Genomic DNA, 11,742 nt, shown 5'->3' on the forward strand with positions numbered 1-11,742 from the left:
TCATAAAAACCACATGACGTATCGACTATCTAAGGTCAAAATTTAGAGCGTGGAGTATACAACTCGTCAATGTAAAGTCCGCGAGCTAGATAGCAATTTTAGCAATCGTGTAAGTATTAATTAGCTCGCGGTTATTCCACATCAAATTAGCACGTTAAAACAAATACATAAACTGTTAATTATCAAGAGTTTTATTCAAGTTAAATCGTTCTTACATCTGTCAAAAAAGTGGCTAGTGTCAGTAAAAAATCATACGCTAGTTACTCCATAAAAAATGTCAGCAAAGCTGGCTAAAGAGAGGCTCCAGCGTATCAATCAAGCTATTTGTTGCTAACGGAGAAGCTAACGAATCCCTTAGCTAATATTGCACTCAGAACCATAGAAGTCCTGTAGTTTCCAGCAGTATTAGCCTAGGAAAGAATATTGTATTACGTAAGGAGAATGGCGATTAATGGGCAATAAAAAGCCCCAAAACAAGTTTGGGGCTTTATGGCTAAGACTGCATTTGATCGCTAAAAATTACTTGTGCATCTTCTTAGCCCAAGCAGCACGTTCATCATAGTCTAGCTCATGGCAGCTTGAACAACTGTCTTTCGAGGTATTCCAAGGTTGCACATACTTGCCATCTTTCGAGAAGTTCTCAGGACTATCTGCGGCATAGTCTAGGTTAATTCTAAAGAAATGCTTATCTTTAGGCATATGACAGCTTTCACATTTAGCAACAAAGCTATGCATTTCAAGATATTCAGTAAATTCCTTATCGCCATGACAATCGATACACTGTTTTACCATGGCATTTTCATGACCTGGCTGGTCGTCATTTACCTTAGACTGATGCGGGTTATGGCACGTGTGACAAGCCATATCTGCTTTCTTACCGGTGATTTCACCTGTATCTGCGTCCATACCCAATATTGCGTCAGCTGCAAAGCGAGCCCCCTGCTCATACGCTACGCTACGTCCCCCTAAACTATCTCCACCAAAGTGAGTATTGAATTTACCTTTGAAACTTGGATAAGGACGTTCGCCATCTTTGGTATGGCACTCTTCACAAGCAACAGCTAAACCGTAAGCCATATCCTCTTGGAGAAAATCTGACGTATTTCGTCCTTCTGCCACACGTGAAATGTCATTCTTTGAGCTTGTTTGGATATGCTTACTGCCAGCGCCATGACAGCTTTCACATTGAATACCTGTTTGGCTAAACGTACCGCCCATTCCAGGCAGATCATCCTGGCGATGCAAGTTGCGGTTATCACCGTCTACCGCAGTGTAATCTTTCCAGCCAGTCGTATGACAACGGCCACAATATGAGAATTCACGTGAATCCACTCCCCCGCCAGCACCAAAACCTAATGCTGATTCTGGTCCGTATGTTTCACCTTCACCCGGAATATCTAGCATCACACCAGTACCAGTAAGAATAAAACCATTTTTATCAACAAACATGGCACGGCGAGTATACCCGCCAATGATATAACTAATGTCTTCATAACTGGTTGGAGTGCCAATAGAGTTTTCAGCACCGAAAAGAAACTCTAAACCACCATCAAGAGTTGTAAAAGGATACTCAGGACGCTCTCCATCAATCACTTTATTTAACTTAAAATTGTGGCCAGTTTCTAAAAAGCTCGCTTTATCGCTATGACAACTTAAACAAGTTTGGCTACCTACATAGCTCAAGGTTTCAACGCTGTCACTCACCTCGATGGTAACCGTAGCGCTGTCAGTAGCCCCATCAGGATCAGCAATCGTATAACTAAACACAGCTGTACCAACCTGAGTCGGCGTGAATAACAATTGGTTGTCCTTTATCTCGCCTTCACCGCTGCCCTCAATAAGCTCAATCTTATTCAGAGTTAATGCATCACCATCTGGATCGCTATCGTTGGCAAGTGCATCAATCATCACAGCAGTTCCGACAATGGCTGTTACGCTTGTTGGGTTAGCAATAGGAGGATTATTATCACTTGGCGGTAGTGGTGGCACGACTTCATCATTGTCGGAGCCACAGGCAACCAATAAAGTCACCATGCTAGCTAGCAGCATTTTCTTATATGGAACATTTACGCTGTTCATCATGATATTCCCTGCAAAGTCATCATTCTTCTTATATGTAAAATGTATATTGGCTTACTTATTGGCCATGATTCTTTTGCTCTATAAGCCAGAATCTTAATTAGAATATTGCTTCCCCAATCAATGATAAAAATTCATCACCGCTAAATTTAAGGTGCAAAAAAGCAGCTCATCAGATGAATTGATATGCTTAAAAAACCACGTTAGGTTTAGTCATTATTGAGGCTATATTTTACAAAGCAGAAAGTAGTCAAATAACGCAAGAGTAGTAATGGAGTTATCAACCCAAAAATGGTGATTTTCGTACCGAGTAATAACAATGTGAGCTCGAAGGCTTTTACCAAGCCTAACCTAAGACTGCAAGCTGCACTAATGTATAGTCAGCAAAGTTCTTTTAACCTGCTTTGTTCCTTAAACTGGGAGGGAGTGAGCTGGGTATGACGCTTAAAAAACTTCACAAAATAAGTCACGTCATCGAAGCCTAAATCATAAGCAATCTCTTGAATTTTCGCGCTACCGATAATTAGCCGGCGTTTGATTTCTAAAATAGCATGGGCATCAATCAGCTGCTTTGCCGTTTGCCCACTTGCCAGCTTACAAAGCAGATTAAGTGACTTATAAGAAACATGCAGCATCTGCGCATATTCAGAAGCCTCACGAGTATGCGCAGCTTTACTTTCAATCAACAGCAAAAACTGTTGAAACCGATAAGCTTGTGACTCATTCAAATGCAAAGCTTCTGTCTTTCTTTCTGCCGCTAAAGCCACCAATAAAGACGAGAATAATAACTGTACTAACAACTGACTTTCTGTAGCACTTTCCTGAGCCTTGTTGATTTCAAATAGTAAGTTATCACAAGTATCGACAAGGCTAGTACTCAAGCTCAACAGCGGCTGCTGCGAACTGACCAAATGGGTAGGCGTAAAGAATGGAATGCGAATATTGGTTAAAATAGTATTTAAAAAGTCTTCGGTAATATTAATCAATATACCTTTAGGACGACTTTGTAGATCGAAAGCATGTACCTGATGCTTGTTAATAAAAATAAAGCTGCCGCTTTTAAATGGATGATATTTAAAATCCACAAAATGGCCACCTTGCCCCTCTGTAATATAGATAAAGCAAAAATAGTTAATTCGGTGGGGCTTTGACGGACAAAAGCGACACTTGCCAAGTTTGCTATAAAAGTGGTCTAAATCTAATATTTCTACACCCGACTTATGGATATTTGGGGCTCTATATTCGACATTTGGAACACTGTTCATCTATTTTATGCCTGCCACTTAACCTCTGCTTGACTCGCGAGGCAATAAAACACTAATAACTACTTTAGTGAACTATCTAACCCCGCAAGCCAATAATCAATAACGTCACAGTAAAAATAAAACTCAGCTCTCAAACTCCACCGATAACACGTTTAAAAATGCGTTGCGTATTAAGCTTTCATATAAAAAACCAATTCCTCATCACTTAAGCCACAACATTCAGTCTTTGGCTTTTACAGCAACAACCTCTGCCGGCGACTGCTGTTGATAACGATTAAACATGGCTTCAATAGACTCACTCTCACGACTAAAGCCTTTGTCTTGTAAAAAGGATTCACTGTAGAGCTTTGACGAGGATCGCTCAGGCTGATCGCAATAAAAAGTCACAATCCTTTTGCCTTGGCCCATTTTAGCTGCGGCATAGAGTGCGCCAGCCACATTTAACGCGGCGCTGCTGCCAAGTACTATGCCATCGTGCTCTTTAACATGGCGGGCAATAGCCACCAAATCAACATCCGGCAAGGTGATCGCTTTATCGATCTTCGCCTGATTAAAGTTTTCCACTAAACGCATAATTCCGATCCCCTCAGTAAACGAGTTCCCTGAGGCGCTGTACTGACCGGTTTTTAAATAGGAATAGATCCCAGAGCCATCGGGATCAACGACCCAAGTTTGTAATTGCGGATTTTGTTCTGACAAATAACGTGAATTCCCTGCAATGGTGCCACCTGTACCCGCGACAGAGACCAGAGCATCGATTCTCCCTTGAGTCTGCTGCCAGATCTCAGGGCCGGTATTAAGATAGTGGGCGTTAAAGTTACTGGTGTTCTCAAACTGATCTGCCCACCAATAGTCCTCATTCGTCGCGCCTAAACGTTTAGCAGTGTGATAAAAATGATCCGGATTAGCAAAAGGACAAGCATCAACCAATTTAAGCTCAGCACCATAAAGGGAGATCATCTGCTCTTTTTCAATAGCTTGACCTCTTGGCATCACCACTAGCATCTTAAAACCTAATGCTTTAGCCACTAAGACTAAACCTATGCCCGTGTTGCCAGCCGTCCCTTCAACTATTGTCATTCCCGCTGTTAATTTACCACTGGCGATCGCATCTTGTACCATCTGCAGCGCCGCGCGATCTTTAATCGAACCGCCAGGATTTTGCTGCTCACACTTAAGTAAGATCTCACAGCCACTAATCTCACTTAAACTATTGATCTTAAGCAGATCGGTATTGCCAATAAGATCGGTAACATGATTAGAAATAACCGGTGGGCTTGTTGGAACGCTAGGATTGGATTTAGTTACAGTAGGCATAGGAATGGACTCTTTATGGTCTTAATTTTTACAATATTAATTTCTACAATAGTAGCCACAGAAAACACTAAAGCCAAGCCTCGGCAAGAGTGAAGCAAGCCCATAAGCGAGTCTAACTAATGGGATGCAATTTTTAATATTCCTTTACACCCAGCCAAGCTCTCTAAACTTGGCTAAAGTCTTACAAAAATACTGCATTTGTGCAGGCGTGCCGATTGAGAGACGGTTCCAACCCTCGCCGTGATTAAATGGACGGCCAACTAAGATCCCTGCCTTGCCCATACGCTGCATATACAGCTCGCTGTCGCCATTAACTTTATGGAAGATAAAGTTTGTTTCACTTGGTAGATAATCTAAACCTAGCGCTTCGAGCTGCTTATAAACTAACTCTTTAGCTTGGCTATTTGACTTAAGACTCAACTCCAGCCATTGCTGACTTTCAAGACTAGCTTTAGCCGCCACACAACCAATTAAATTAGCGTTATCAATACTCGCTTGCGCCTGCATCTGTTTGATTAACTCAGCATGCGCCACACCATAACCCACACGTAAACCCGCTAGAGCATAGATTTTTGAGAAAGTACGACACACCACAATATGCTTTTGCCCTTGCTTAACTCTCGCAACTGCTGACACAAAGCCAGCTTGTGCCACATATTCCACGTACGCTTCATCAACAATAAAGCTTAATTGGCTCGATGCTTGATCTAACCACTGATTGAGTTGGCTTTGCGGCAATAACACTCCAGTTGGATTATTCGGATTGCACAGATACACGATTGACGGACCATTATGGGCTGCGACTTTGGCTTTCATCGCGCCAAGATCAGTTTGCCAATTGCCATCAAGCTTTACCTTCACCACAGGTACACCACGTGCCATAGCGTAATCAATAATCACACCATAGCTAGGATCTGGCATCACTAACTGGGTATTGGTTTGCACTAGTGCATCTAATGCCATTTTTAGCACTTCTGATGAACCATTACCGTAGATAAGCTGTGACTCCGCAACCGATAAGTTTGCCGCAATAGCCCCCATCAAATCGCTACGTGCCGCATCGGGATAACGCCAAGCGTTAGGTAGTGCATCAAGCACCGCTTGCTGTGCTTTAGGTGCTAATCCAAGTGGATTTTCATTAAAGTTAAGCGGTATCGCCTCTGCAGGATTATTAGCGAGCGATGCTAAAGGGCTCGCCGTCGTAGAGGCTGTAGACAACGAGTTTGAGCTACAACCTAGAGTGGCTAAACTCGATGCAGCCGCACCAGCATAAAGAAATTGACGACGGCTTAACTTGAAAGAGTTTGACTCAACAGAATTTGATTGCATATTCATTTATAGTTATTGAATTAATATGAATAGATATTCATATTAATTGCTCACTATCGCTAGTGTTTCAAAGCTGATTTGCTAACTAGATCACATTTAAATATAGCCGTAAGCGTATATAAATAAAGCATAAATTAGCCTAGAGGCAATTGAGATCAAACATCAGACAACTGATACAAAAAAGCCCTATCAAATTGATAGGGCTTTAAAGCTTATCGATATAAGGTTAGCCGATTAGCTTAATGTATTAAGAACATTAACGAGCGAACCAGGCATCTGCCCAAGCGCTGCCCACACCTGGAGCATAATGACTTGCTGAACCGCTACACCAGCCGCTGTTTGGCCATGGTAGACACTCATAAACACCACCGGCGTTAGTCACAACATCACCAGCTTGGTACTGAGTGCCTGCAGCGTAAGCTGGGTAGTCACCACCTTCATCTTCTTCAACTAAGCTCACGCTAGTACGGCGAGTTAGCTCTTGCTCTGGTGCGCTAACCACGACTTCATAGCTACCCGCGACTAAATCTGTCGCAGTCAGAGCCATAGCTGCCGTGTTTGCGCTATTAACTTCAGTGCTCGCAAATACGTTATTGCCTTGCACTAAGCTAGCTTTAATCACCATAGTTTGGTTAACGCTAGCGCTAAACTCGATAGTGACACTACCTTGATCAAGCACATAACGTGGTGCAATACCTGTTACATCAAGAGTAGGTTTAACCACTGGTGGCAAGCCACCGTCACAGTCGCTATCGCCTTGTGCTTTCCAAACGCCCCACTCGCCAGTAGTACCAGGCTCATCACCTTGAGTCCACCAGCCAGCTAACCAACTTTTTCCGCCATGGCTTACTGTCTCTCCGCCTAGATAAACAGTGGTTTTATCCCATGCGTTTTCACACACAGCGCCTTGCTCTTTAACAGTAACTTTACGCAATGCAACGGTTTGCTGCCCCGCACTGTCTGTTACCCGGTAAGTGAGTGAATACTGACCTAATGTATCTGTATCAACATCACCTTCAATAACGATATGGTCAGTTAAGTCACCATCTTCGGCATCAAGTGCGCTAACACCTGCCATAGGGTAAAACTCACTACCAACGAATACACTGGCGTTAGTTACGCCTTTGATTTCTGGCTTGGTGTTATACACTTCAACACTACGCACTTGTTCAGTCAGATTATCATCGCTATCAGACACGCGGTAGGTTAGTGGATACAAACCCAGAGCGTCAGTGTTTACGTTACCTTCAACTTCAATTGACGATGTTAAGTCACCATCTTCCATATCATTGGCGGTTACGCCAGCTAGTGAGTTAAATTCACCGCCTAACTTAACCCGAGTATTACTGATCCCACTAAAAATGGGTTTACCGTTATCAGGCTCTGGCGGCAAAATATCTTGGCCATGAATAAACGGACCGTATGCCTTAATGAATGACTCATTGTAAGCCTGACCCGCTGAGTTTTGCCCCATATCCCAGTTAACTGACCAAGTCATCACACCACGTAGTGGCTGACCTTGTGCTTTTAGTTGTTCAAAAGCCGCGTACAGTTTTTGTGGATCTTTAACATAGCCCGTTGCTGCGGCATCGATGTTAGTAGGAATACCAAACACAAGTTTGTCATGCGGGATTTTGGTAAAACCATTGTTGCCGTTCGCTAGCGCGTCAGCGATATGATAAATAAACTCTTGCTTTAAGTTATCGTTGTTTTGGGCAATCCAACCTAGGCCTTCGATATAAATACCGTCACCGCCTTGGTTATAAAACTGTGGGTTAATCCAATCGTAGTAACCTTCTAGTGCCGTGATATAAGGCACGTACTTGCCACCGGTTGTTAGGTATGGGAATTCTGGTGCCATAGTGATCAAGAAGTTTTTACCTTGCTCACGGTAGTAATCCTTAACGATACGCAGCGCAGCAGGAATAACAGTTTGATTGTCTGCAGCGGTAACAGCCGCTTGCTCAAGGTCGATATCCAAACCATCAAAGCCATATATTTCGACTAAACGAATGATTTCATCAGCCAATGCTTGCTCTTGACCATTACGCAGCTCAATGTGCGCATCTGCGCCGCCCAATGCGATTAATACAGAACGTCCTTGACGGTTTAGCTCACTGATTTGCTCAATAAACTGCGCTTCCGACAAGCCCACTGCAGGATCTAATTTAAAGGTAGGAATTGTGCCTACAGCGCCATAAACCTTCATAAATGACACATCAACAACGTTATATTGCGGATCGACTTCTGCTAATGTCACACATGGCGCTACGCCACCTTTGTAACCACCACCCGCACACCAGTTATGCCAATAGCCCACAACAACACCCGCTTGTGGATTAACCATATCGCTACCGTTAGCCATAGTTGGAGTAGATAACGCGCCCATAGCTAACGCAACACTGGCACCTAATAGGTTTATTTTTATTGATTTCATGTATTTATCCCTTTTCATTAGATATCGAAAAGCAACAAACAGGCATGCAGAGGCTGCAGTCTGTGTCACTTGTGGTAGCGCCACTGCCATAGGTTGCCCCTTAGACTGGATGCTTTGCGTCACCTGCTTTCACAGGCTTTGCCTTTATCATCAAGTGCACATAGTGCAACTTGTAAGATCTTGCGGATTATTATCTACAATCCTAATATTGTAAATCGAAATATATCGATTAATCACCAACTTATAAATATAAAAAACACAAAACCATCAAAGACAAAATATTGACAACCAACATATTGATAAAAAACAGATAAAAATAAACAAAATTAAAATCTAACTAGCACTAACACCAGTAAAACCCTTTTCTAACCAATAAAAACAACCAACAAAATATATTTTTAAAAAGAAATGCCAAAAAACTTACATAAAATCAAATTAGTCGACTTTTTGCAGTGCTTGTCTCAAAACACAGTTTATTGACGTTATCTAACAAATAACTGAATAAGGAGTTCAACTTTGGTTCAGCTAGCAAACGCTAATATTGCATGTGTTTTAAGCCTTAAGTGATCAAACATTGATTAAGAGAGTTGAATGAAAATCCACAATACAGACCTAGTTTATGAACACTTACCTAGTGTGATGGTACTGCTCGATTCCGTGGCCTTTATGTGGGTCGTCACCTTAATCACTATCGGCATCTTCAGTTGGGTCGCTCTAAAACTTTGGCACCTGCACTCTTTGCCTAAGTACCTCGCTAAAGAACAAGGCATGCAGCAAGCAAAACTGGTGTTTTGGCTATGTATGTTAGGTCTATTTTGGAAACCTTTATGGGTACTGGCCGTTATCGCCATCGTCACCGACTGGGACAGAGCGCAAGAATGGATTAGGGGGACACGCTAATGAAAGAGATCATGCTGCCGTACATTTTTATCGTTTGGTTACTGTTTAAATTCAAAGTGATAAAAACCAGACCGCGCAATTATTTTATTAGCGTATTTGTCGGTTGTTTAATTGCTAGTGCGCTGTTTTTGGCTCACCGCTTTTATTCACCTGCGGATTTAACCAACTCCACCACAGTCAGAGCACCCCATGCGATTCTGTCACCCGCCATTGGTCAGCAGATAGAATCAATCAAAGTCGATCATAATCAACAAGTCAAAAAGGGAGAGCTTATCTACACCTTGGTCGATGACAAGGTGAGCAGTGCCATTGATGAGATCAATGCGCGCATTAACGAGGTTGAGCGCAGCATCGAGGCAACTGAAGTAAAGCTTGCCCAAGCTAAGCGCACCCATAAACGTAAAGCCGAACTAGGTCAGCATGTTAGTGAGCGTGACTTAGAAAACGCTGAAGATAACGTTGAGATCATCAAAGCTGAACTCAAGGTACAACACGCACAACTTGAGGTGCAATATGCGCAGCTGCGTAAACAAGAGTTTGAGCTCAAACGTCTAGAGGTGCGCGCACCGTTTGACGGTATGGTAACCCATGTTTATATCGCCGATGGCTCACGTGTCGGTGCCATGCACCTATGGGATATCAAGCGCAAATTTGTCGAAATGCGTATCCCCGATCAATCATTTGCCTATATTCAACCGGGTCAATTTGCCGAGTTTTATATTGATGCTTATCCAGGGCAGATATTTAGAGCCAGAGTGCACAGTAAGGTCGAAGCCACAGGTGAAGCTCAGGGCGATATCTTACCACGCGAGCAAATGGTGTCGCGTCATATCAACTTAGGGGCTATGCCAGTAGGCCGAACCGTGGTGCTAGAGGTGGATGAAGCCACAATGGAGATGCTCCCCATTGGCGCAACTGGCTCAGCATGGGTCAGTGCCGACAAGCCAATGTCGATATTAGGCTTTCTAGATATTATCGGCGGCGCGACGGTAAGATTAACGGCAGTAAAAGCCTACCTTAATCCGCTATAACTTTTTAGTTTTTGCATTTTAGTGTTTCTACTAAGTAATAACGCCTAAACGAAAAAAGCATAGCCTAGGCTGTGCTTTTGCTTCATCTCATTGGCTATCAATTACGATCGCAGCGATGAAATAAGATTAAGAATACGCATAAATAAATTCATGATATGGATATACAACATACCACCAAAATCGATCGCTTCATCTAAGGTTTCACCATACTCACAAGCAACTGCCCAAGTATAACCAATGTAACCACAGCTACTCATTGCAACAAGTAAATGGATCATATCGTGACTATGACCGAAGAGCAGCAGCCAAGTAAACTCAACCAGCACTATCCATCCACCAATCACACATAACACCTTGCCAAAGCTCAAAAAAAGCTTAGGTACTAAGGTTGAAGTAATGATCATTAACAAGGTAATGCCAGCGGTATATTCCACGGCTAACGCGACCTCAGCCGCCCTAAACCCTTGTAGCAGTAGGCTTAAAGTAATGCAAAGGCTCAAAGTCATCAGGTTGTAGCCCAAAAAGCTCACCAGCGGCAGCGGATACTGCAGCATAATCAAGCAGCCGCCCATTAATGAGCCAAACACAACTACTAGCAAAACCCATGGATTTATCCAATGCAGTATTTCAACCGGAAAATACGCAACAGCTAGATAATTAAGACTAAATCCCCAAATTAGCACTAAACCAATCACTAAGTTGAATACCCGTTTGCTAACCTGCCTATCTTTTAAAAACAGCCCAGATAAGTAATGACTCAGGCCTGCTTGTGACTTTTCCATGTAAGCTATTTCCTAGCAATAATACGACGTTACACGCCAACTGTTGCGCAGCTTAACTAAGGTTTAAATTCGGCTACATCACTAAAAGCTAATTTTGCAAAACTCGTCAATAAACAGAGAGTTAAATGACTACATTTTAAGCTAAACCTATTCTAAGGTTAACAACTGTCAGTTACAGGTATGCCTACAGCACACACAACAATAAAACTCACTCCACCTTGGGCAGGGATGAGTGTTAGAATTAGTCACTATTGAAAATTTACATACTCACAAAGGTAAGGCAATGAACCCGATTCTTGCGATCTTAAAAGAACACAACGTCAGTGATGAACAAGCTAAAGAGCTGTTCCAAACGCTAACTGAAAACCCAATGATGGCGATGGCTGTTATTGGTCAGCTGGGCATTCCACCAGAGAAGCTACAGCAACTTATGGGTCTTGTGATGCAAAACCCTGCATTGATTAAAGAAGCGGTTGAAGAGCTAGGTTTAGACTTTTCTAAAGTTGAAGCGGCTAAAGCCCAACTACAGAAGTAGATAGCGACTCAATCCCAGCAAAGCCACCGCTTTTCCGCATACCTAAATGCCTTGTAGCAACACAGCT

The 11,742-nt window shown here is 42.7% G+C and carries 9 protein-coding genes and 1 riboswitch; of the genes, 3 read left to right on the forward strand and 6 right to left on the reverse strand.

Translation table 11 applies throughout. The annotated features are described in order from the left end of the window. Window positions 1-519 precede the first annotated feature (519 nt). From L2748_RS03425 to L2748_RS24405, 5 genes are all read right to left on the reverse strand, one after another. Window positions 520-2,082, reverse strand: a complete 1,563-nt coding sequence (locus L2748_RS03425) for an Ig-like domain-containing protein (protein WP_220778924.1) — start codon at window positions 2,080-2,082, stop codon at window positions 520-522. A 377-nt stretch (window positions 2,083-2,459) separates the two neighbouring features. Continuing rightward, window positions 2,460-3,344: an AraC family transcriptional regulator gene (locus L2748_RS03430; protein ID WP_220778922.1), complete on the reverse strand. Its 885-nt coding sequence runs from the start codon at window positions 3,342-3,344 to the stop codon at window positions 2,460-2,462. A 219-nt stretch (window positions 3,345-3,563) separates the two neighbouring features. After that, window positions 3,564-4,661: a cysteine synthase A gene (locus tag L2748_RS03435; protein WP_220778921.1), complete on the reverse strand. Its 1,098-nt coding sequence runs from the start codon at window positions 4,659-4,661 to the stop codon at window positions 3,564-3,566. Between the two features lie 144 nt (window positions 4,662-4,805). Next, the gene (locus L2748_RS03440) at window positions 4,806-5,996 is read right to left on the reverse strand and encodes a pyridoxal phosphate-dependent aminotransferase (RefSeq protein WP_246616073.1); all 1,191 of its coding nucleotides are present in this window, start codon (window positions 5,994-5,996) and stop codon (window positions 4,806-4,808) included. Window positions 5,997-6,246: 250 nt separating this feature from the next. Then, complete coding sequence (locus L2748_RS24405; protein ID WP_220778919.1) at window positions 6,247-8,427, reverse strand: immunoglobulin-like domain-containing protein; 2,181 nt, start codon at window positions 8,425-8,427, stop codon at window positions 6,247-6,249. 70 nt (window positions 8,428-8,497) lie between these two features. Beyond that, a riboswitch (cyclic di-GMP riboswitch) is annotated at window positions 8,498-8,580 on the reverse strand. 438 nt (window positions 8,581-9,018) lie between these two features. On the opposite strand from L2748_RS24405, the gene L2748_RS03450 reads away from it, so the two are divergent. Beyond that, complete coding sequence (locus tag L2748_RS03450) at window positions 9,019-9,327, forward strand: Mg2+ and Co2+ transporter (RefSeq protein ID WP_220782484.1); 309 nt, start codon at window positions 9,019-9,021, stop codon at window positions 9,325-9,327. After that, window positions 9,327-10,358 (forward strand): HlyD family secretion protein, encoded by a 1,032-nt coding sequence (locus tag L2748_RS03455; RefSeq protein WP_220782483.1) that lies wholly within the window; start codon window positions 9,327-9,329, stop codon window positions 10,356-10,358. The genes L2748_RS03450 and L2748_RS03455 overlap by 1 nt, the downstream gene beginning before the upstream one ends. Window positions 10,359-10,459: 101 nt before the next feature. Here L2748_RS03455 and L2748_RS03460 read toward each other — a convergent pair whose 3' ends face one another. Next, a complete protein-coding gene (locus L2748_RS03460; RefSeq protein ID WP_220782482.1) occupies window positions 10,460-11,140 on the reverse strand; it encodes a Bax inhibitor-1 family protein in 681 nt (226 codons plus the stop codon). Between the two features lie 283 nt (window positions 11,141-11,423). Between L2748_RS03460 and L2748_RS03465 the strand changes: the two genes are divergently transcribed. Then, window positions 11,424-11,675, forward strand: a complete 252-nt coding sequence (locus L2748_RS03465; protein ID WP_220765371.1) for a DUF2999 family protein — start codon at window positions 11,424-11,426, stop codon at window positions 11,673-11,675. The last annotated feature ends 67 nt before the right edge of the window (window positions 11,676-11,742 follow it).

Source organism: Shewanella sairae (genome assembly GCF_023283535.1).
GTDB classification, from domain to species: domain Bacteria; phylum Pseudomonadota; class Gammaproteobacteria; order Enterobacterales; family Shewanellaceae; genus Shewanella; species Shewanella sairae.